General features: G+C 59.3%; 18 protein-coding genes and 1 tRNA gene. 9 read left to right on the forward strand and 10 right to left on the reverse strand.

All coding sequences use genetic code 11. The features are described from left to right. Positions 1-76: 76 nt before the first annotated feature. The 4 genes from pilV (ACCD02_RS27865) to ACCD02_RS27880 all read left to right on the forward strand — a co-directional run bounded on the left by pilV (ACCD02_RS27865) (position 77) and on the right by ACCD02_RS27880 (position 2216). A complete protein-coding gene (pilV, locus tag ACCD02_RS27865; protein ID WP_413309104.1) occupies positions 77-568 on the forward strand; it encodes a type IV pilus modification protein PilV in 492 nt (163 codons plus the stop codon). Then, the gene (locus ACCD02_RS27870) at positions 565-1212 is read left to right on the forward strand and encodes a PilW family protein (RefSeq protein ID WP_413309106.1); all 648 of its coding nucleotides are present in this window, start codon (positions 565-567) and stop codon (positions 1210-1212) included. The genes pilV (ACCD02_RS27865) and ACCD02_RS27870 overlap by 4 nt, the downstream gene beginning before the upstream one ends. Continuing rightward, positions 1209-1700, forward strand: a complete 492-nt coding sequence (locus ACCD02_RS27875) for a pilus assembly protein PilX (protein WP_413309108.1) — start codon at positions 1209-1211, stop codon at positions 1698-1700. The genes ACCD02_RS27870 and ACCD02_RS27875 overlap by 4 nt, the downstream gene beginning before the upstream one ends. A gap of 93 nt (positions 1701-1793) precedes the next feature. After that, a complete protein-coding gene (locus ACCD02_RS27880; RefSeq protein WP_413309110.1) occupies positions 1794-2216 on the forward strand; it encodes a type IV pilin protein in 423 nt (140 codons plus the stop codon). 186 nt (positions 2217-2402) lie between these two features. Here ACCD02_RS27880 and ACCD02_RS27885 read toward each other — a convergent pair whose 3' ends face one another. Genes ACCD02_RS27885 through ACCD02_RS27910 form a run of 6 tightly spaced genes read right to left on the reverse strand, consistent with a single transcriptional unit; the run spans position 2403 to position 9645 of the window. After that, the gene (locus ACCD02_RS27885) at positions 2403-2810 is read right to left on the reverse strand and encodes a type IV pilin protein (RefSeq protein ID WP_413309112.1); all 408 of its coding nucleotides are present in this window, start codon (positions 2808-2810) and stop codon (positions 2403-2405) included. Between the two features lie 11 nt (positions 2811-2821). Further along, on the reverse strand, positions 2822-7177 hold the full coding sequence (locus ACCD02_RS27890) for a pilus assembly protein (protein ID WP_413309114.1): 4356 nt from the start codon (positions 7175-7177) through the stop codon (positions 2822-2824). Between the two features lie 23 nt (positions 7178-7200). Continuing rightward, positions 7201-7782: a PilX N-terminal domain-containing pilus assembly protein gene (locus ACCD02_RS27895; RefSeq protein WP_413309116.1), complete on the reverse strand. Its 582-nt coding sequence runs from the start codon at positions 7780-7782 to the stop codon at positions 7201-7203. Then, a complete protein-coding gene (locus ACCD02_RS27900; RefSeq protein WP_413309118.1) occupies positions 7779-8543 on the reverse strand; it encodes a prepilin-type N-terminal cleavage/methylation domain-containing protein in 765 nt (254 codons plus the stop codon). Before ACCD02_RS27900 ends, ACCD02_RS27895 begins: the two co-directional genes overlap by 4 nt. Continuing rightward, positions 8543-9085, reverse strand: a complete 543-nt coding sequence (pilV, locus tag ACCD02_RS27905; protein WP_413309120.1) for a type IV pilus modification protein PilV — start codon at positions 9083-9085, stop codon at positions 8543-8545. The genes ACCD02_RS27900 and pilV (ACCD02_RS27905) overlap by 1 nt, the downstream gene beginning before the upstream one ends. Next, positions 9085-9645: a GspH/FimT family pseudopilin gene (locus tag ACCD02_RS27910; RefSeq protein WP_413309122.1), complete on the reverse strand. Its 561-nt coding sequence runs from the start codon at positions 9643-9645 to the stop codon at positions 9085-9087. The genes pilV (ACCD02_RS27905) and ACCD02_RS27910 overlap by 1 nt, the downstream gene beginning before the upstream one ends. Positions 9646-9957: 312 nt before the next feature. On the opposite strand from ACCD02_RS27910, the gene thiO reads away from it, so the two are divergent. Next, positions 9958-11061: a glycine oxidase ThiO gene (gene thiO / locus ACCD02_RS27915; protein ID WP_413309124.1), complete on the forward strand. Its 1104-nt coding sequence runs from the start codon at positions 9958-9960 to the stop codon at positions 11059-11061. Between the two features lie 215 nt (positions 11062-11276). Here thiO and ACCD02_RS27920 read toward each other — a convergent pair whose 3' ends face one another. The 4 genes from ACCD02_RS27920 to ACCD02_RS27935 all read right to left on the reverse strand — a co-directional run bounded on the left by ACCD02_RS27920 (position 11277) and on the right by ACCD02_RS27935 (position 15966). Continuing rightward, entirely contained in the window at positions 11277-12617 is a 1341-nt protein-coding gene (locus ACCD02_RS27920) for a sigma-54-dependent transcriptional regulator (RefSeq protein ID WP_413309126.1), read from the reverse strand. A 2-nt stretch (positions 12618-12619) separates the two neighbouring features. Further along, positions 12620-14221: a two-component system sensor histidine kinase NtrB gene (locus ACCD02_RS27925; protein WP_413309128.1), complete on the reverse strand. Its 1602-nt coding sequence runs from the start codon at positions 14219-14221 to the stop codon at positions 12620-12622. Continuing rightward, complete coding sequence (locus ACCD02_RS27930) at positions 14211-14450, reverse strand: PP0621 family protein (RefSeq protein WP_413309130.1); 240 nt, start codon at positions 14448-14450, stop codon at positions 14211-14213. Before ACCD02_RS27930 ends, ACCD02_RS27925 begins: the two co-directional genes overlap by 11 nt. Before the next feature lie 496 nt (positions 14451-14946). Next, positions 14947-15966, reverse strand: a complete 1020-nt coding sequence (locus tag ACCD02_RS27935; RefSeq protein WP_413309132.1) for an outer membrane protein assembly factor BamD — start codon at positions 15964-15966, stop codon at positions 14947-14949. A 149-nt stretch (positions 15967-16115) separates the two neighbouring features. Between ACCD02_RS27935 and rluD the strand changes: the two genes are divergently transcribed. The 4 genes from rluD to ACCD02_RS27955 all read left to right on the forward strand — a co-directional run bounded on the left by rluD (position 16116) and on the right by ACCD02_RS27955 (position 20990). Further along, the gene (gene rluD / locus ACCD02_RS27940) at positions 16116-17078 is read left to right on the forward strand and encodes a 23S rRNA pseudouridine(1911/1915/1917) synthase RluD (protein ID WP_413309134.1); all 963 of its coding nucleotides are present in this window, start codon (positions 16116-16118) and stop codon (positions 17076-17078) included. Further along, positions 17075-17803 (forward strand): peptidoglycan editing factor PgeF, encoded by a 729-nt coding sequence (gene pgeF, locus ACCD02_RS27945; RefSeq protein ID WP_413309136.1) that lies wholly within the window; start codon positions 17075-17077, stop codon positions 17801-17803. Before rluD ends, pgeF begins: the two co-directional genes overlap by 4 nt. A gap of 159 nt (positions 17804-17962) precedes the next feature. After that, the gene (gene clpB, locus ACCD02_RS27950; protein ID WP_413309138.1) at positions 17963-20527 is read left to right on the forward strand and encodes an ATP-dependent chaperone ClpB; all 2565 of its coding nucleotides are present in this window, start codon (positions 17963-17965) and stop codon (positions 20525-20527) included. Between the two features lie 387 nt (positions 20528-20914). After that, positions 20915-20990: transfer RNA gene (locus tag ACCD02_RS27955), tRNA-Asn, on the forward strand.

The following is a 20990-nucleotide window of genomic DNA, read 5'->3' on the forward strand; positions in this document are numbered from 1 at the left end:
GTTACACATTGCGCCTGCGCTCCTTGGCGTTCTCGGCTTCACTTGCAGCGTCAAAGGCTCAAGGAGGAGCTGAGAGATGTGTGAGGGAGCGTTGCGTGCCCAAGTCGGGGTCACCCTGATCGAAGTGCTGGTTACCGCGTTGGTGCTGACTGTCGGGCTGCTGGGGGCTGCCGCCGTTCAGCTCAAGGCCCTGCAGTATGCCGATGCTGCGCGGATGGACGCCCAGGCCAGTCTGGTCGCGTACGACATGCTCGACCGCATCCGCGCCAATGTCGACGGCAACCCTGATCGCGCCGCGTCGATATTTGCCAGTTACGCCCTGGCCTCTCTGGATCAGGCCCCGTCCAGCGCCAATCCGGGCAACGCCCGGGATCAGGATTTGTTCGACTTCAAAAACAATATCCAGGCTTTTGCCGGTAACGACGCCGAGGCCAGCATCGTCCTCGGTGGCCCATCGGTGACCATCAATCTGCAATGGAGTGATCGCCGTGCCGCAGGCCAGGAGGGCGCATTAAGGGCGTTCACCCTGGACAGTGCCCTTGATAGCCATCTGGTGTTTGCGCCATGAAGGGCTTCAGTCTGGTTGAAATCATGCTGGCTCTGGCGTTGGGCCTGATCCTGTCTCTGGGCCTGACACGTTTGTTGATGGCCACCCAGAGCAGCTACCTGGCTCAGGATGCCGCCATGCGCATGCAGGAAGACGCCCGCTATCTGCTGCAAAAGCTGGCGCAGGAAATTCGCATGGCCGGGATGTACGGTTGCGCTGCTTTTGAGGCGGCGGCCAGCGTGCCCGAGGTTTTCCGCCAGCCACTGCGCTGGGATCGGCAAAAGCAGACCCTGAGCATGATCACTACTGATACAGGCAATCCGGATTGGACGGTTGTGTCCGACTGTAAGGCTGCGGCGAAGCTGTACGTGGGCAAAGTCACCCGGCCGGAAATGGTCAACTTCCATCTGCGCCAGTTGAACTACCGATTCACCGGCAATGCTATACAGCTGGAAGGGCAGGGGCTGGTACAAAACGTCAAGGCATTCAGTGTTTCCTTCGGTCTGGCTGGCACACCCATGAGCTACAGCCCGGATCTGCCAGTCGAGCGAGTGGCGGATCTGCGCAGCGTACGCCTGAGCCTGACCTTGACCGACCCGCAACAGCGCACTGCCGATCAGACCTGGCATCTGGCGGTGGCCCTGCGCAATGGCTGGCGCACGTGAGCCGCGTCGCACAACTCGGGCTGGCCTTGCCCGTCAGTCTGATATTCCTGCTGGTGCTGCTTCTGCTGAGCGGCGCCAGTCTGCAGACCGCGACCCTGCAAGAGAAAATTGTCGCCAGCCAGCATCTGGCCAACCGCTCTCTACAGAAAGCCGAAGCCGTTTTGCGCAACGCCGAAGCCACTCTGCGTGCACCCGGCGACGTACTCCCCGACTGCCTCTACTGCCTGCCGCCGCCCGAGTCGTTCAAGGTCGACCGCGCCGGACCACAAGGCGGCTCCGGCCTGCCCTGGCTGGCGACTGCGGACGGTTATTACCTGATCCAGAACCTGGGTCAGAGCGATGTCCCCGCCAGTCGTCCGCCCAATTGCCCGGCGTCCGGGCCCATGACCCTGTATCGCATTACGGCTGTGGCGGTGCAGGGGCGGTCGCGGACGGTACTCGAGACGATTTATGGCGCCTGCCGGATTATGTGGCGGCAGTTGCAGTGACGCATCTGCGATCTAGCGCTGTCGTGCAGAGAGCGCAGAACCCGCAGGATGTCATTCCAATTTAGCGGGTTGTATTTGCCAGGAGGCTTGTTGATGAAACACGCAAATACCGGCTTCACCTTGTTTGAACTACTGATCGCCATGGCCATAGTCGCGATTCTGACCAACCTCGCCTACCCGGCCTACAACGAATACGTCAGGCGCGCCCATCGCGCGGATATCAGCGGGCTGCTCAGCGATATCGCTCATCAGCTGGAGCGCTTTTACTCACGCCATGGGCAATATGCGGATGTGCCGGGGCCGCCGGCTTTCAAACTGGAGATTCCTGCTGATAACGGCGTATACGCGATTGAGGCCGAGCGCGGTGACGGTCAGCGGTTTGTGCTGAGCGCTTCACCACTGGCGGATGGAAAGATGACGGGAGATCGCTGTGGGCGGTTTGTGCTCGATCATCTGGGGCGCAGGGATAATCGTGAGAGCAGCGCTGATACGGCGTTTTGTTGGGGGCGTAGCTGAAATGCGGTCCCGTCGAGGCACACTAGATGTAATTCACTGACTCACTTGAAGCTTTTGTGGGAGCGAATTTATTCGCGAAAGCGGTACGTCAGGCGCAAAACATGTATCGACTGTAACGGCCTCTTCGCGAATGAATTCGCTCCCACAATTCGCGCCAACAGAATGATCTCTCACACCATCTGGCGACTATTTCCAGCAGTCCGTTGCGCCGGTCGACGAAGTCCGCCCCCCTGCCTGATCCACACTCATGGTGCCGCAGCTATCAGTGGCCTGGCTGCCTTGCGGGACAACCTGCAAGGTGTAGGTTGTGGCCGTGGGGGTACCGCTGAAGCTGAGGGTGTACTTGCCTGTAGGAGAGTTGGTGTTACTGGAACCAATCCCGATAGCCGCCAGGTTGCTCGCCGCATAGGAGTTATTCTGCGCGTAATACCGCTCCATCCGCGCCGTGGCATCGGCAAGCATGGCGATACCTTCCGAGCGATAGCTCTTCTGAACGTACTTGACGTAACTGGGGTAGGCAATCGCGGTAAGGATGCCGACGACGGCCACGGCGATCATCAGCTCAATCAGGGTGAAGCCGCGTTGTTTGTGCATGTGAACTCTCATTATTGGGCCCAGGGAATAACGCGCCAGCTTTGGCGGCCATCGAATTTGTTACCCAGGCTGACGCCCATCAACGAGCCATCGGCACTGACGTTTGAGCCGTTGACCGCGCCCGCGACGTTGGTGCTGGAGTTGGACATAAAGGCCAGTCCACCCGCCACGGTGGCATAGGCGCTGACCACGCTGCCGTTGAGTTTGTCGGCATCGGTGATGGTACCGGTACGGCTGAAGTTGAACACGCTGAAAGTGGTTGATCCGCCGGTATTGGGGTCCAGGCCATAGCTCCAGCCGGTAATGCCGGGGGTGCAGACGTCCGTGCTTGGGGTGCGGGTCGAGACGAACAGCACGCTGGGTGTCAGGTTCATCGGGTCGACCATGCGTTCACCCAGGTAGGTCGTACCGACGGCGAAATCCATGTACCAGCCGTATTTAGTGGTCCAGTCCACACTGCTGGCGCTGACGGTACGCACCGTCTGGGTGGTCGAGCTAAAGGTACTGGTACTCTGCGCGGTAATGGTTTGTGGCTGCAGGCTGGCCCGGTTCAGGGTCGGCGCACTGTTGCTGGCCTGTTTGTCCCAGATGCCATACAAGGTTTGCAGGTCTGTACTGGTCTTGTCCGCCGAGGTGAAGTAACGACCGGTGCCAAAGATGACCAGTATTCCGGTGCCGGTCGGATGGCGTATGACCACGGGTGGCGCCGTAATCGATTGCACCGCCGCGTTGTTGGCGTCGCTGACCTTGGCCTTGTACAACGGAGTATTACTGAACGAGACGACCCAGCTGCTGGTGGACGTACCGTTCAGGTCGAAGCGCCACAGATTTCCGTTCAGGTCACCGGCATAGACGTAGTCGGCGATGCCGTCCGAGTCAAAGTCCAGGACCACCGGGGAGGACAGACCGTTATCGACTGCGACCGAGGTGGTTAGCTTCTTGATCAGCGCGCCGGTCGCGGCATCGATGACCAGCAGCGAAGCATTGCCGTTATTTCCGTTGTAGCCATTGCCGATGATGACGCCCCATTGGTCCGAGTGCAGTTTGGTGACCACGGGCATGGCAAAGGTATTGCCCAGGTCGGTATCGGTCTGGGAGGTGTATTCCCAAAGCAGGCTGATGCTGTCCGGGTTGGTGACATCCAGAGCGAAGATTTCCCGCCCACCAGCGCCCAGGGTGCCGACCAGGATGGTGTGCCAGGCACCACCGAAGTAAATATCGGAAATGACCGGTGAGCCATCGACGAAGAAACGGTGTAGCGAGGAGTCCGTGTTATAGGTCTTGGCGGTCAGGGCGCTGAGGTTGGGAAATACCTCCGATGGCACAAAGGCAAATTTCTCTACCCCGGTGGCGGTGTCGAAGCCATGCAGCATACCGTCGTTGGCGCCTACATAGACCTGGCCACGCCGCGAAGCCTGGGTGTTTTTGAATGTCTGGTAGTCACCAGGCGAACCGCCCAATGCCTCCGCAATTGCCGGGATATATTTGGCCGTGGTAACCACGGCCGGGCCGGAGTTGACGATATCGCCGATCAGGGATGCGCGTCTGCGATATGTGGAGGTCTCTTTGCTGGTGTCGCCGCGCAGAAAGTCCACCTGGTCCGTAGTCAGAGGGGTTGTCAGTGCAGGGGTTTTGCTGGTCACGTTGCTGTAGTTAAAGGGCTGCAATGCAGTGCCAGCATTGTTGGCCATGGTGATATTTCGCGATCCCCAAGCGGGCATCTGAGCCGCTGCAGACCAGTTGACCGTCGAGGTGGTCGAGGTCGTAGTTGTGGTAACGGTGGTCTTGGTCAGGTCTCCGCTCCAGTAGGCCACGTTCATGCTGTTGACATAGGTCGAATTGGAATTGTTTGTACCCAATACCGGCGACACTGCTGGTGCTGCCACCGAGCTGTTCTTTTGCAGTATCTGGTTGAAGGCTGCCGCCAGTTGCGCTTTCAGCGTTGAGGCGTTGGTCACCAGAAAGTAATTATTCGGCGTGCCGGATTTGATCGAGTCCCACTGGCCGGAAACCGGAGTACTGCCAGTGACGTTATTGCTATCTCCGAAACCGCCCCACTTGGCTGCATACCACATCGGGTTTTGCAGGTTGGTAATGGTAGTGGCGGACGAGGCCGTAAAGGTTCGGACATGAGTGTCGCCGCCATTGACTATCACGCTGGGACTTCTGCGGCCAGGCAGCAAGGTATTGCTACCGGTGCAGCCGCTGGCGCAGGAGCCTGGCAACTGATTCCCCGGCGTATCGAGGACGTAATGGGTAGCACCGGTGGAGCCACCACCGGTGACTTCGAGATAAATACCATCGTTGGTAGTGCCCGAGATGGTGTAACCCATGTGGGACTCTGAGCCCGATACCGAATACACCGTCTGGGTGGTGACGCTGAGGGTTCCAGCTGCCGTAACCGCGACGGTATAGAGCACGATGGCGTCCATGTCATAGTCGCAGCCCTGGGCACAGTCGTCGAAGACCACGCGGAAAATGGCCTGGGCGCGACCACCGTTTACGGTGGAGTCCGATGGCTGTCCTGGCATGTTGTACATTGAATCGATATAGAAACCGGTCAACTGCTCGGTCACGCCATTGGTCACTTTGCCGAAGGGGACCAGAGTGATGGTGCCGCCGCCCACAGGCATCTGGATGCGCGGCAGGGTCGAGGACAGGGCAATGGAAAAGGTCTGGACTTTCTGGTTGCCGGGCGAAGTGATCGGGTTAGTGTTGCCGTAGTAAGCCACGGCCGCAGCATTGTAGGTGCCCTGTTTGGTCGGCTCTTCCGGCAGGCCTCTGATGGTGCCGAAGCTGGCGGCCGTCTTGGCAGTCGGTGCGGTATCGCTCTGGGAGGTGGTCTCGCCGATATTGATGCTCTTGCTGCCACCGACATCGTTGCTCCAGATGGTGCCACCCAGGCTCGTGACGTTGAGGTTGCCCAGGGCGGTGGTGGCTGAAGGCCCGCCGCTGATGGCGAAGCTGCTGCCTGGCAGGTCGGAGTCGTAGTTGGGGTTTACATCACTGACCAACGTCTCAAAGGGTCTCGAGCAAACGGGAAATGTAGGTGGCGTGGCATTGGCGTCGGGGGTGGTCGAGTATGGGTTTGTCCAGGTGCTCAAACCGGTCAGGCCCAGGCTGGAGTCGGCGCTGCCGGACAGATAGCCACTGGTGGGAGATGTCGTCCCGCTGAAATAACGCAGGGTCTCGAACATCATTTCAGCCAGTGGGTTACCCCAGTTCGAGCATTCTCCGTTATTCATGCTGTTGGTGTAGAGATAGCAACTTCCCGATGCCAGTTTGAGGGCATCGAGAGTGCCAATCAAACTGCCCTTGGTATAGGTCACATTGCTTCCGGAACCCGATCTGGTACCAAAAATCCCCGTGGTTGCATCAATTTCCGTGGCAAAACTGCTGATGGCCTTGCGCAGTACACCGCCTTGAGTGTTGTTGGTGTAAGTCCCGGTCATCAGGCCGAAATACATTTGGTTGCCTTCACCGTAATCGTGAAGGATGCCGGTCGGTTTGTACTGGCCGTTTGGATAAGCCTTGCAGTTGGTCTCCAGATAACCTGTTTTGCATACCTCTACCCGGACCGCGTAGTCAGTCGGGCTTACCCCTACGTCGTTGAAGCTGGTGTTGGTGGCGGTATTGCCACCTTGGGTCACTTCGCGAGAAACCCAGCCAAAGATCCGAATGTTGGCCTGGTTTGACAGGATGCGCAGAAGGGGAGGGTTTGATGCTTCGTTGGTACCTTGGCTGTTATTGGCGAACAGTGTGTAGTTGCCAGCACCCGGGTTACTCAGAGGGGTGTAGTCGGAAAGGAGATAGCCGTTTGCCGTCAGCAGTTGTGCTGTCGAGCCGGCGCCTATGTATTCCTTACCCCACGTATGAGCGTCCGTGGTGATGTAGGCCCGGGACAGGATGGTCTGCGAAACAGTGTCGACATATCGATAACCGCCATACAGCACCTTGCGCAAGGCATCGGCACGTGAGGTCGTCAGATAGTTGAGGTAGTCGCCGCTCCAGCCGCTACCGCATTTTTTCAGGTTGGCTGTGGTGGTGGTGCCGCTCGGTGAGAAGTAGCCACTGTTGTTATAGGTGTAGCACTTGAACGAGTCGAAATAACCCAGGTAATCAATTGAAGGTTTATAGCGAATGTCGATGGAGCCATCGCCATCCAGGTCGGACGCATCGTTATAAGCCGGAAAAAACAGCTTATGGTCGCGGCCAACCACCAGCATATTCAGCGGCGGCACCGCATTGTTCACGAACAGGGGCACTTGCGCCGGAACCTGGCTGATCGCATGCGCCGCCAGTGGAGCAAGACCAAGCAGCAGGGGCAGGGCCGTGAAAAAACGACGGATGGCTATTGAAGGTTTCATGGTCGGCCCATTCGTGCTGCTGTTCATTGCTGCGGTGGATAGTAGTGAGCGTATACCGAGCGCTTGATCACTCGCCGCGTCGTGGTATCGCTGGTGCACAGTACGGTCGAGGCGCAGGAGTTCACTTCGAAATAAAGCACTCCGCAACCCGTCAGGGCGCAGCTGTTCATGCTCTTGTCCAGCTTGCCGATCTGCACGACGTACCACTGGATCTTGGTGTCATAGCCGCTGACCGTGGCAACGTTAGTGGCGTAGGTGGAGGTAAAGCGTGTTGGCGTGTCCATGGTCGTGCTATCGGCGGTCAGTTCCGAAATCATCCAGGGCATGCACACATCCGTGGTGCAGGCACGTACCACGGCAGGTGCCACCGTGCCGCTGACTCGGGTAATGCTCAGCTCGCCAATGCGCAAACCGGCTTCGGCAGCCTCTTCGAGCATTTTCTCCTGCTTGAGATTACCGGTGATGCGTGACTCCAGGGCGACGCCGCGCATGCTGGAGATGCCCAGCACGGTGATGATCAGCAGGAATACCAAAGCCACGATCAACGTGACCCCGGACTGGGCGAGTGCCGTTGGCCTGCGGGGCAGGAGCGCGGAGGTGATCATGGCAGCTGATTCCTGAGCATGACCGTGCCTTGCACGATCTGATAAAGCTTGGTGGTGTCGTTCAGGGTCGTACCGTAGCGGCTGTTCCATTCGGTGAGAGCGGCCGGTACGGTGGTCGTGTCACGAATGGTTGCGCCACCGATGCTTTGCATCAGCGCGGCGTAACGCACGGCGCCGACGATTTGAGTCGGGCTGGTGGCAAAAGTGGTCAGGGATTTGTCGTTACCCGAGCCGTAGTCGAAGCGGATATCGCTGATGCCGGTCACCAGAGGCTGGACGCCGGCGCTGGTGGTGCAGGTCAGCGAGTTGGTCGCGGTATCCAGGGCAATCTTTTCAACGATCACCGGATTGACCTGGCCATAAGGTTTTACGATCTGGCCCGCATTCGCCAGCGCCGTACCCTGGCAACCAGTATCAGTTCTGGTCGCCGCCTGGTATTGGATGCATAACGACGTTTGGGAAATGGCTACTACCGCTGCGCCCGCCGGGAAATTGCAACCGGCCACAGCTCCGTTGCTGGCGGCGATGGAGTCGATGGGCAGGCTGCGATAACCCGCCTTGGACAGTTCCTGGCTTAGCACGGTGAGGGCGAAGCGGCCGTTCTCCTGGTTGCCGACCTGATTCTGCTGAAACAGGTAGCTCTTCTGGTTATTGATGAAGATTTCAGTGATACCCAGGATCAGGAAGGTGCCGATCAACATCGCCACCATCAGCTCGATCAGCGACAGGCCCCGTTGTTGGCGCGGTGCGGGCATTTTCATCACAGGCGCGTCCTGATGGTGTAGGTACAAGTAGTTCCCTGGGTACCGTCCAGGCAATCACCCCCTTTAACGACGGTCCATGCCAGGCTTATTTCGACTTCCTTGCCGGCGGCCGATCCACCACAGGCGCTGTCAGTGACATCGCCTGGCGCTGCGCTCCAGCAGATATAGAAGTTGCTGGTCTGCAGTGTGCTGGCTCCCGGCAAGACCTTTGCCGCCTGGGAAGCCCAGCAACCTAACCGGTTGCTGATGCTACTGGGCGTCGGCACGCAACTGCCTGGCGCACTGGGAAATGCTGCACCTGGGGCCTTCTGGAAGCTTTTCACGCTGACGCCAGAGTCGTTGTTACTGGCACGCATCAAATCAATCAGATCATCCGCCAGCATGATCGCGGCATTACGCTGCGCCGAGTCCTGGGTATAGGGAATGGTCTTGCTTTGCAGTCCCGCCAGGCCGAGCACACCGATTACGATCACCAACAGGCTGACCAGTACCTCGACCATGCTGAAGCCGGCGGATCTTTTATCAAGGGATCTGATCATCAACTGCACTCTCCGGACGTGGGAGCGGTCTTGCTCGGAGGCGTGATCCGGCCACTGGCTTGTACGCCGACATACTGGGTCGGCACGGTGGCATCTCCTGTGGAGGTGAACTTGAAGCAGGCGGCGGCCGATGAGTTGCCGGTCGGCGTGAACGTCAGCGAGCCGACGCCGGAAGCGATGGTGATGCCCTGGGCCAGGCCTGAGCTACCGATCTGGCGCAGGGTTGTGACTGTTCCGCCGACCGTGGTGACCTTGATGTTGTCATTCCAGGACGCGTTGCTGGCGTTTGCAGCCGCAATGGTGATGCTCCTCGACTGAGTCACCGCCTCACTGCGCGCATACTGCAACAGGTCATAAAGCTCATTGGCCGCGGAATTGACGTTCTGCCGCCGAATCAGCGAGCCAAAGCCGGGCACGGCAATGGCGGCGAAAATGCCGACAATTGCCACGGCGACAATCAGCTCGACCAGGGTGAAACCGGCTTGCCCGGTGGCCAGTGCGGTTGAATTCCGACGGCTACATAGCGTCTTCAATTGCCTGACGTAAGTGTCGAAATTCATGTAGGAATTTTCCGTAATACACGCGAGGATTATCTTGATGTTAACGACAGAGAAAGTCCTTGGGTAATGGATATCCGGGCAAATGGCCGGACAGGCGGCATTTTGCCTCTAGGTGGATGCGAGACGCTGTACGCCTGTAGGAGCCTCACTCCAGATAGATGGCTGCGGTATGTTGGCGCAAGTGGGCCAGCCCAGCGTGATTCAGCGATTGATTTACATCAGTCCCCGCCGCAAATTTCCTCGCTCATGGCGCCAGCGACCCGGCGAAAGGGCTAGACTGCGCCCCTCCATTTTTCTTCAGTCGGATGAATCATGACCAAACCTCGGCAGGTAGTGATCGTGGGCGGTGGTGTCATCGGGTTATTGACGGCCTTCAATCTGGCCGCAGATGTCGAGCAGGTGGTGCTGCTGGACCGTTCTGCGGTGGGGCAGGAGTCGTCCTGGGCCGGTGGCGGAATCGTCTCGCCGCTTTACCCCTGGCGCTACAGTCAGGCAGTGACGGCCCTGGCGCATTGGTCTCAGGATTTTTATCCGCAACTGGCCGACCGCCTGTTCAACAGCACCGGGGTCGATCCCGAGGTGCATACCACGGGGCTGTACTGGCTCGATCTGGATGACGAGGCCCAGGCGCTGCAATGGGCGTCACGTGAGCAGCGGCCCCTGAGCAGCGTGACGATCGACGCCGTGCAGCAGGCCGTGCCGGTGCTGGGCGAGGGCTATTCGCGGGCTATCTATATGGCCAATGTCGCCAATGTGCGCAATCCGCGATTGGTGAAGTCGCTCAAGGCCGCTTTGGTAGCGCTGCCCAACGTGACGATTCATGAGCATTGTGAGGTCCGGGGTTTCGTCCGTGAAGGCGATACCGTACTGGGCGTGACCACGGCAGATGGCGACGTACTGGGCGATCAAGTGATCCTGACCGCAGGTGCCTGGAGCGGGGAGTTGCTCAAGACCCTTGGTCTGGAACTGCCCGTCGAGCCGGTAAAAGGCCAGATGATCCTCTACAAGTGCGCAGCGGATTTTCTGCCGAGCATGGTCCTGGCCAAGGGCCGTTATGCGATTCCGCGTCGTGACGGGCATATCCTGGTAGGCAGTACCCTTGAGCATGAAGGCTTCGACAAGACTCCTACAAATACGGCGTTGGAAAGCCTCAAGGCCTCGGCGGTTGAATTGATCCCGGCCCTGGCCAATGCCGAAGTGGTCGGCCATTGGGCAGGGCTGCGCCCCGGTTCACCTGATGGCATTCCCTTTATTGGGCCGCTGGCTGGGTTCGCGGGCCTGTGGCTGAACTGCGGGCATTATCGCAACGGATTAGTGCTGGCCCCGGCGTCCTGCCACTTGCTGGCGGATCTGTTGTTGGGGCGTGAGCCGATTATTGATGCGCGGCCATATAGCCCAAGTAGCCGTATCTCCTGAACATCCATTGTGGGAGCGGGTCGGTGGGCAAGTGAATTCTGTGGGAGCGAATTCATTCGCGAATGCGATGGTGAAGTGCGCCCCAAAAGTTGGACGGGTGTCCAACTTCTGGGGCGCACTTCAATGGATCAGACGACAGATTTGTATCGAATGTACTGGCCTCTTCGCGAATGAACTCGCTCCCACAGAGTAATAAGCCTGCGTGAGTGCAGTGCTCAATCCAGCCCCAGTTTCTTCAGCCGATAACGCATCGACCTGAACGTCAGGTTCAGTCGTTGCGCGGCGGCGGTGCGGTTCCAGCGGGTTTCTTCCAGGGCTTGCAGGATCAGCTTGCGCTCGATGCTTTCCAGGTAGTCTTCCAGGTTGTCGATATCGGCGAGGTTGTGCTCGCCCTGTTCGGCTGAGCGAGTGGTTTCGGCCAGGCGCAGGTCGCTGGCGTCGATCTGGTCGTTTTCGCACAGGGTGTAGGCCCGTTCGAGCATGTTTTCCAGTTCCCGCACATTGCCGGGGAAACGGTAGCCCTTGAGGGTTTCCAGGGCCTGGGGATGCAGTTGGGCCAACGGTTGCCCGGAGTTGTCGGCCAGGCGCTGCAAGACGCTGCTCGACAGCTGCTCGATATCCTCACGACGTTCGCGCAATGACGGTACGCGCAGTTCGATGACGTTCAGCCGGTAGTACAAGTCCTGGCGGAAGCGCCCGGCGGCCACTTCGGCACTCAGGTCCTTGTGGGTGGCGCAGAGAATTCGTACGTCGACGACCGTCTCCTGCTGACCGCCAATGCTGCGTATGGACTTCTCCTGAATCGCCCGCAGCAACTTGACCTGCATGGCCAGGGGCAGATCGGCCACTTCATCCAGAAACAGCGTGCCGCCATTGGCCGCCTGAAACAGCCCTGGCTTGTCTTCATGGGCGCCGGTGAAGCTGCCTTTACGATGGCCGAAGAACTCGCTTTCCATCAATTCTGTGGGAATCGCGCCGCAGTTGACCGGAATAAACAGACGATCGACACGCGGGCCTTGTTCGTGGATCAGGCGTGCGACCAGTTCCTTGCCGCTGCCCGATTCGCCGCTGATATAGATCGGCGCCTGGCTGCGCGCCAGCTTGCCGATCTGTTTGCGCAAGGCGCGCATTGGCGGCGAATCGCCCAGCAGGCGGCTGTCGATGCTGCGCTCTGCGTTGGCGCTTGGGTGCAGGCGCAGGGCGCTGCCGATCAATTCACGCAGGCGGCCCAGGTCCACCGGCTTGGTCACGAAGTCAAAGGCCCCGGCCTTGAGGGCGTGGATGGCGGTGTCGAGGTTGCCGTGGGCGGTGATCATCGCCACGGGCACCTGCGGGTGGCGCTGCTGGATATGCTGCACCAGTTCCAGACCGTTGCCGTCAGGCAGGCGCATGTCGGTCAGGCACAGGTCGAACGCTTCCCGCGCCAGCCAGTCATGGGCCTCCCGGACGTTGCGCGCACTGCGGGTATCGAGCTTCATGCGCCCCAGGGTGATCTCCAGGAGTTCGCGAATGTCCGGCTCGTCGTCGACTATCAGGATTTTTTGCCGTTGGCTCATGTTCAACTCAATTTGAACGGATGGGCGAAGGTGATGCGCAGACAACTGCCGCCACCTTCCCGAAATGTGTAGTCCAGATTGGCCTGGTTGCTTTCGCAGAGTTCACGCGACAGATACAGGCCCAAACCGGTGCCTTTGCTTTCGGTGGTGAAGAAGGGTTCGAAAATCTTGCTCAGATGCTCGCTGGGCACGCCGGCGCCGTCATCGAGCACTTCCAGTACGGGCAGCTCGCTTAGTGGAGCATGAAACAGCCTGATCCATACCTGCGCCAGGTCATGACGCTTGCCACTGTGATGCAAGCCGTTGTCGACCAGATTGCTCATGATCTGGTTGAGCTGTTCCGGGTCCATGCGTGTTGTCAGGCTGCCGGGGCCGATATCGGTGTGCAAGCGTTTATTGGCCGCAGCCGAACTGCGAAAGCTGCTGACGAACTCTTCCAGCCAGGTTTTCAGATCCAGTAGTTGCGGTGCCGACTCGCTACGGCGGGACAACTGCAGGACGTTTTCAATCACGACATTCACGCGTCGCGATTGATCTTGAATGATCTGGCCCAGGCGTTGGTCAGGTGCGGTCAGCTCTTGCGACTCATTGAGCAGTTGCGCGGCATGGCTTATCGCCCCCAGAGGATTGCGAACTTCATGGGCGATGCCGGCGGTCAGGCGACCCAGAGCGGCAAGCTTGAGTTGCTGGGCCTGGTGGGCGATCTGTGACAGGTCTTCAAGAAAAATCAGGGTCTGGCGCTGATCGCCGCGATTGAGGGGGAGGAAGCTGGGCTGCAGGATCGGCCCCGACAGGGACGTGGGAACGCTGCGCGGTGGCAGGATCGGATTGATCAACCACTGGCGCAGGCGTTCGACCAGCAGTGGCGAATAGTTATCGATGGTTTCGCCGATCAGATGCTCGTGGCCGAGCAGGTTCAGGGCGCTCTGGTTGGCCAGCAGCACCTGGCGCTTGGCATTGAGCACCAGGATGCCGGTGCGCATGCGCTGCAGGATAAGGGCATTGAGTTCTTCGAGATTATCGACATCGTCGGCGCGTTGCTGGGCCAGGGCTTCGGTGACATGCAGGCGACCGGTCAGGGCCTGGACCAGCAGGGCGGCGGCAAAACACAGGGCGCCGAGCGAGCCGGCCTGTACGTAATAGGTGGAGGAGGTCGCGCTGCTGGCGGTGCTGAAGCTTATATAAAAGGTCAGGTAGATGATGCCGATGGCGGAAATGGCAGCAATCAGCAGGCCGATACGGCCGCGCAGCAAGACGTTACTGATGGCGACCGAGGCAATCAGCAGGTTGCCGATGCCGCTGGGCGGACCGCCACCGGCATAGAACAGCGCCGACAGCATTAACGCATCGGCCATGGCCAGGCTGAACACCTGGGCCTGGCGCACGGGGCGGTCGAGCAGGGCCACGACCATGATGTTGAACACCAGATACAGCCAGCAACCCGCGCGGAACAGGTCCTGGTTGGCCATCTGCAACAGTTGCGAGTCAAGGCTGGTCGTGGCCAGCACCACCAGCATGGTGCCGATGGTCAGGCGATACAGGTTGTACAGCCGCAGCACACGCTGCGCCAGCGCACTGCCGAGGGACAGGGTCTCAGTGGTCACGTGCTGCCGGGCCTTGCAGCCGATGGGTTTCGCTGCAATACCACTGCTGCTCCTGACTCAGGGCGCGGTCACGGGGCAGGTGCACGCCGCAGTGGGCGCAGCGCACCATCGGCGTGGCTGCGATCTCGGGGGGCTCGGGCTTGGGGCGTGGGGCGGGAGGATTGATCAGGCGTTTGATGAACCATACGGCTGCCGCGATCAACGCGACCCACATAATTAAGCGAACCATGACTACCAGCTTAGTGAACGAAGACTTGCCAGTGTAGCCAAGGAGCCATCAGCGTGACAGGGGGATTGCAACAGGATGATCCGGCACAAGAAGAGCGAAAGCGCTGGTTGTAAATTGTGAGAGCGGATTTATCCGCGAATGCGGTATTTCAGGCAATGAATCTCGATTGGCTGGACTGACCTCTTCGCGAATGAATTCGCTCCCACAGTAGTGGGTGAATATCATCGGATCTGTGGGAGCGGATTGATCCGCGAAGGGGCCAGCACATCCAACACATTGGCGGCGTCAGGATTAAGCTTTCGCGAATGAATTCGCTCCCACAGTAGTGCGTGAATATCGTCGGATCTGTGGGAGCGGATTCATCCGCGAAGGGGCAGCTCTGGCTTCACAGCAAACATAGAATCTCCCACAGAATCACTTTCACCGAATTCGCCCCATAAAAAAACGCATGACCCGGGAAGGTCATGCGTTTTTGAGTGCAGCGATTAAGCGGGTATCAGTCAAAAATACCCAGCGTCATATAGCTGAACCAGGAACGGCTCTTGCTGTTGCCCTCGGCTTCATGGTTCTGCTCGTCGATCTCGGACTGATTTTCTGGCAGCAGGTCAGCCGGGATTGCATCCTTGGCGTCCTGATATTGCTTCATCACGTCCTGGTTGGCACGGGTTTCACCCGGCGGCAGTGGCGGATTGCTTTCGATCAGGCCCAGGGTCGCCCGGGTCAGCCACGAACGGTTGTCGACATCGGCAACGCGTGGTGTGAACTTGCCATCTTCCAGTTGTGGATGATTCGGGAAGTTGGTCTTGAGCACTTCCAGGCTGGTCGCGGCCAGGTCGTCCAGATGCAGGCGCTGGTAGGACTCGACCATCACCGCCAGACCGTCGCCGACCGACGGCGTTTCCTGGAAGTTTTCCACGACGTAACGACCACGGTTGGCCGCGGCTACATAGGCCTGACGGGTCAGGTAGTAGTCGGCCACGTGAATTTCGTAGGAGGCCAGCAGGTTGCGCAGGTAAATCATGCGCTGCTTGGCGTCCGGTGCGTAGCGGCTGTTCGGATAGCGGCTGGTCAGTTGGGCGAACTCGTTGAACGAGTCGCGGGCGGCACCCGGGTCACGCCTGGTCTGGTCCAGCGGCAGGAAGCGCGCCAGCAGGCCAACGTCCTGGTCGAACGAGGTCAGGCCTTTCATATAGTAGGCGTAGTCGACGTTCGAGTGCTGGGGGTGCAGGCGGATGAAGCGTTCGGCAGCAGCCTTGGCAGCTTCCGGCTCACCGTTCTTGTAGTTGGAATAAATCAGTTCCAGCTGTGCCTGATCGGCATAACGGCCGAACGGATAGCGCGACTCCAGGGCCTTGAGCTTTTCAGTGGCGCTGTTGAAGCTGCTATTACCCAGGTCGGCCTGCGCCTGCTGGTACAGCTCGACTTCGCTGAGGTTTTCGTCGATGACTTCTTTCTTCGACGAACAGGCCGCGGTAAGTGCGAGGATGGCGATCAGCAGCAGGTGTTTCACTTGCATGGCGGCTTGCGTCCCTATAACGGTCGCTGTCTTGGGCGTGACCGTCCTGTTATGATGAGCGCCCCGTGGAACCCCCGGGGCAAAAGACGCCGTATTTAACCACAAGCGTGCAGCCGAAACCTAGGCTGACACCGCCTTCTAGTCTGAGCATGTCCGAGAATATAGAACTCCGCGCAGAGGTGCCGTCCGAATTGGGCGGTCAACGCCTCGATCAAGTCGCCGCACAATTATTCGCAGAGCACTCGCGCTCGCGCCTTTCCGCCTGGATCAAGGACGGTCGTCTGACTGTCGATGGAGGTGTATTGCGCCCGCGTGACATCGTGCACGGCGGCGCCATCCTGCAACTTACCGCGGAGCAGGAAGCTCAGGGCGAGTGGGTTGCCCAGGATATCGAACTGGATATCGTCTACGAAGACGACCAGATCCTGGTCATCAACAAGCCGGCCGGCCTGGTTGTGCATCCGGCTGCCGGGCACGCTGACGGCACCTTGCTCAATGCCCTGCTGCACCATGTGCCGGATATCGTCAATGTGCCCCGCGCCGGTATCGTCCATCGCCTGGACAAGGACACCACCGGTTTGATGGTGGTGGCCAAGACTATCCAGGCCCAGACCCAGCTGGTCGCGCAACTGCAGAAACGCAGCGTCAGCCGTATCTACGAGTGCATCGTGATCGGCGTGGTGACCTCGGGCGGCAAGATCGACGCGCCTATTGGTCGCCACGGTCAGCAGCGCCAGCGCATGGCGGTGATGGAAGGCGGCAAGCCGGCCGTCAGCCATTACCGTGTGCTGGAGCGTTTCCGTTCCCACACCCATGTGCGGGTCAAGCTTGAAACCGGCCGTACTCACCAGATTCGGGTGCACATGGCCCACGTCAACTATCCCCTGGTAGGCGATCCGGCCTATGGCGGCCGTTTCCGTATCCCGCCTGCGGCCAGTGCGACCATGGTCGATTCGCTGAAAACGTTCCCGCGTCAGGCGCTGCATGCGCGTTTCCTGGAACTGGATCATCCGACCACCGGTCAGCGCATGAGCTGGGAATCGCCGCTGCCTGATGATTTCGTCTGGCTGCTGTCGCTGCTGAAACAGGACCGTGAGGCGTTCATCGGGTGAATGACTGGCTGATTCCTGACTGGCCCGCTCCGGCGACCGTCAAATCGCTCATCACCACCCGGACGGGCGGCGTCAGCGTCGCGCCGTTCGACAGCTTCAATCTGGGCGATCATGTCGATGATCAGCCCGAGTCCGTCGCCGCCAATCGCCTGCATCTGACCTCGCACCTGCACGTGCAGCCTGCGTGGCTGCGTCAGGTCCATGGCGTAACGGTGGTCGAGGCCGATCCGGCGGTTGTCGTCGACGCCGACGCCAGCTGGACCGCTACCCCCGGCATTGCCTGTACCATCATGACCGCCGATTGCCTGCCTGCGTTGTTCTGCGACCGCGCCGGTACTCGCGTGGCCGCTGCCCATGCCGGTTGGCGCGGGCTGGCGGCTGGTGTGCTGGAAGCGGCTGCCGACAGTTTGCAGGTCGAGGCCGGCGAGATCATGGTCTGGCTTGGCCCGGCCATTGGCCAGCCCTCGTTCGAGGTGGGCGGCGAAGTCTTCGAAACCTTCGTCTCACAGCACCCGCAAACCGCTGAAGCTTTTATCCCCAGCGTCAATGCCGGACGTTTCATGGCTGATATCTATGCCCTGGCGCGCCTGCGTCTGGCAGCCCATGGGGTGAAGGCTGTCTATGGCGGTGGCCTGGATACCTTCAACGATCCGCGCTTTTATTCCTACCGCCGTGCTCCCCGCACCGGTCGTTTTGCCTCTCTTATCTGGCTCGAACAGGCCTGATTGCTTCAGGCCAGCTAAGCTCGCTTCACGAGTACCATGACTTGAGTCAACTAACCCGTGCTTGAATCTCGCAGAATCGGCCGCATCTAACGGGCTATCTGGCAGGTTTTCTTTACAGGTGTGTCCATCGCTCCGGCCTGCTCAATAGGAAGGTGACCAATGCGTATTGACCGTTTGACAAGCAAGCTGCAACTGGCTTTATCCGATTCTCAGTCCCTGGCGGTGGGCCATGACCATCCCGCCATTGAACCCGCACATTTGATGCAGGCCTTGCTTGATCAGCAGGGCGGCACCATCAAGCCGCTGCTGTTGCAGGTCGGCTTTGACGTCAACAGCCTGCGCAAGGAGTTGACCAAAGAACTCGATCAGATGCCGAAAATCCAGAATCCTACCGGTGACGTGAATATGTCTCAGGATCTGGCGCGTCTGCTCAACCAGGCTGACCGTCTGGCGCAGCAAAAAGGTGATCAGTTCATTTCCAGCGAGCTGGTATTGCTCGCGGCCATGGACGAAAACAGCAAGATGGGCAAATTGTTGCTGGGGCAGGGCGTGAGCAAGAAAGCCCTGGAAAACGCCATCAGCAACCTGCGCGGCGGCGAGGCGGTCAATGATGCCAATGTCGAGGAGTCGCGCAAGGCTCTGGACAAATACACCGTCGACCTGACCAAGCGCGCCGAAGAGGGCAAGCTCGACCCGGTGATCGGCCGCGATGACGAAATTCGCCGGACCATTCAGGTGCTGCAACGCCGCACCAAAAACAACCCGGTGCTGATCGGCGAACCCGGCGTGGGCAAGACCGCCATTGCCGAGGGCCTGGCCCAGCGCATCATTAATGGTGAAGTGCCGGATGGCTTGAAGGGCAAGCGCCTGCTGTCCCTGGACATGGGCTCGTTGATCGCCGGGGCCAAGTTCCGCGGCGAGTTCGAGGAGCGCCTCAAATCCCTGCTCAACGAACTGTCCAAGCAGGAAGGCCAGATCATCCTGTTCATCGACGAATTGCACACCATGGTCGGCGCCGGTAAAGGCGAGGGTTCCATGGACGCAGGCAACATGCTCAAGCCAGCGTTGGCCCGTGGCGAGCTGCATTGTGTCGGCGCGACCACCCTCAACGAATACCGTCAATATATAGAGAAGGACGCAGCCCTCGAACGGCGCTTCCAGAAAGTCCAGGTCGACGAGCCGAGCGAAGAAGACACCATTGCTATCCTGCGTGGCCTCAAGGAGCGCTACGAGGTCCACCATAAAGTGGCAATTACCGACGGCGCGATCATCGCTGCGGCCAAGCTCAGCCACCGCTATATCACCGACCGCCAGTTGCCGGACAAGGCCATCGACCTGATCGACGAAGCGGCCAGCCGCATCCGCATGGAAATCGACTCCAAGCCGGAAGTGCTCGATCGTCTGGAGCGCCGTCTGATTCAGCTCAAGGTTGAATCCCAGGCGTTGAAGAAAGAAAGCGACGAAGCGGCGAAAAAACGTCTGGAGAAACTTCAGGAAGAAATCGTACGCCTGGAGCGGGAATATTCCGACCTTGAAGAAATCTGGACCTCGGAAAAAGCCGAGGTGACCGGCTCGGCGCAGATCCAGCAGAAAATCGAACAGTCCCGTCAGGAACTGGAAGCGGCGCGCCGTCGTGGCGACCTGAACCGCATGGCCGAGTTGCAGTACGGGGTCATCCCGGACCTGGAACGCAGCCTGCAGATGGTCGACCAGCACGGCAAGCCGGAAAACCAGTTGCTGCGCAGCAAGGTAACCGAGGAAGAAATCGCCGAAGTGGTGTCCAAATGGACCGGTATTCCGGTCTCCAAGATGCTCGAAGGCGAGCGTGACAAGCTGCTGAAAATGGAAAGCCTGCTCCACCAGCGTGTGATTGGTCAGAACGAAGCGGTGGTGGCGGTGGCCAACGCAGTACGGCGCTCCCGTGCCGGGCTGTCCGACCCGAACCGGCCAAGCGGCTCGTTCCTGTTCCTTGGTCCGACCGGCGTCGGTAAGACCGAGCTGTGCAAGGCCCTGGCCGAGTTCCTGTTCGACACCGAAGAGGCCATGGTGCGTATCGATATGTCCGAATTCATGGAGAAACATTCCGTGGCCCGGTTGATCGGTGCTCCACCCGGCTATGTCGGCTACGAAGAAGGCGGTTATCTGACCGAAGCGGTACGGCGCAAGCCTTACTCGGTGATCCTGCTCGATGAGGTCGAGAAGGCCCACCCGGACGTATTCAACATCCTGCTGCAGGTGCTGGAAGACGGTCGTCTGACCGACAGCCATGGTCGCACGGTGGATTTCCGCAATACCGTGATCGTCATGACCTCCAACTTGGGCTCTGCGCAGATTCAGGAGTTGGTCGGTGATCGTGAAGCGCAGCGCGCAGCGGTGATGGATGCCGTGGGTTCGCACTTCCGTCCGGAGTTCGTCAACCGTATCGACGAAGTGGTGGTGTTCGAGCCGTTGGGACGTGAGCAGATCGCCGGTATCACCGAGATCCAGCTGGGCCGCCTGCGCAGCCGCCTGACCGAACGCGATCTGAGCATGACTCTGAGCCAGGAGGCCATGGATATGCTGATTGCGATTGGCTACGACCCGGTCTACGGCGCACGTCCGCTCAAGCGCGCCATCCAGCGCTGGATCGAGAACCCGCTGGCGCAATTGATCCTGTCGGGCAACTTCGAGCCAGGCACCAGCATCACCGGTACCGTGGTCGACGACGAGATCGTGTTTGCCTGAGGGCGATGAGAGGGAGGGGCTTTGGCCCCTCCCGTCACGCGTACACAATCGGTTGAATTGGAACAAGGCCCGTAGGAGCTGCCGAAGGCTGCGAGTGTGGTGTGACAGGTAAACCCCCTTCGCAGCCTTCGGCAGCTCCTGCTTATATAGAAGGCATCGCCCCAACCCCTCGATTTTGCACCCCCGACCGGCAATCGAAAAAAAAATCGCAAATCATTGTCTTAAAAGCAATTTAGAGGGTTGACACCTGTTTTTGAAAATGTAGAATAGCGCGCCTCAGAGACGTGAACGTAGCGATACAGACAGGTCGAAGAGGCTGAATTAATTCAGAAACAACGAGTTAGCTCAGCGCAGTAGATGTACCGGTTACAGCTGAAATCTAATAGTTCCGCGATAGCTCAGTTGGTAGAGCAAGTGACTGTTAATCACTGGGTCCCTGGTTCGAGTCCAGGTCGTGGAGCCA

Source organism: Pseudomonas sp. Pseusp88 (assembly GCF_047303955.1).
Classification (GTDB): Bacteria; Pseudomonadota; Gammaproteobacteria; order Pseudomonadales; family Pseudomonadaceae; genus Aquipseudomonas.

Bases quoted from the DNA above. Each gene is read 5' to 3' on its own strand.
- pilV (WP_413309104.1), top strand. From the start codon at position 77: ATGTGTGAGGGAGCGTTGCGTGCCCAAGTCGGGGTCACCCTGATCGAA.
- ACCD02_RS27870 (WP_413309106.1), top strand. From the start codon at position 565: ATGAAGGGCTTCAGTCTGGTTGAAATCATGCTGGCTCTGGCGTTGGGC.
- ACCD02_RS27880 (WP_413309110.1), top strand. From the start codon at position 1,794: ATGAAACACGCAAATACCGGCTTCACCTTGTTTGAACTACTGATCGCC.
- ACCD02_RS27885 (WP_413309112.1), bottom strand. From the start codon at position 2,810: ATGCACAAACAACGCGGCTTCACCCTGATTGAGCTGATGATCGCCGTG.
- ACCD02_RS27890 (WP_413309114.1), bottom strand. From the start codon at position 7,177: ATGAAACCTTCAATAGCCATCCGTCGTTTTTTCACGGCCCTGCCCCTG.
- ACCD02_RS27895 (WP_413309116.1), bottom strand. From the start codon at position 7,782: ATGATCACCTCCGCGCTCCTGCCCCGCAGGCCAACGGCACTCGCCCAG.
- ACCD02_RS27900 (WP_413309118.1), bottom strand. From the start codon at position 8,543: ATGAAAATGCCCGCACCGCGCCAACAACGGGGCCTGTCGCTGATCGAG.
- pilV (WP_413309120.1), bottom strand. From the start codon at position 9,085: ATGATCAGATCCCTTGATAAAAGATCCGCCGGCTTCAGCATGGTCGAG.
- ACCD02_RS27910 (WP_413309122.1), bottom strand. From the start codon at position 9,645: ATGAATTTCGACACTTACGTCAGGCAATTGAAGACGCTATGTAGCCGT.
- thiO (WP_413309124.1), top strand. From the start codon at position 9,958: ATGACCAAACCTCGGCAGGTAGTGATCGTGGGCGGTGGTGTCATCGGG.
- ACCD02_RS27920 (WP_413309126.1), bottom strand. From the start codon at position 12,617: ATGAGCCAACGGCAAAAAATCCTGATAGTCGACGACGAGCCGGACATT.
- ACCD02_RS27930 (WP_413309130.1), bottom strand. From the start codon at position 14,450: ATGGTTCGCTTAATTATGTGGGTCGCGTTGATCGCGGCAGCCGTATGG.
- ACCD02_RS27935 (WP_413309132.1), bottom strand. From the start codon at position 15,966: ATGCAAGTGAAACACCTGCTGCTGATCGCCATCCTCGCACTTACCGCG.
- rluD (WP_413309134.1), top strand. From the start codon at position 16,116: ATGTCCGAGAATATAGAACTCCGCGCAGAGGTGCCGTCCGAATTGGGC.
- clpB (WP_413309138.1), top strand. From the start codon at position 17,963: ATGCGTATTGACCGTTTGACAAGCAAGCTGCAACTGGCTTTATCCGAT.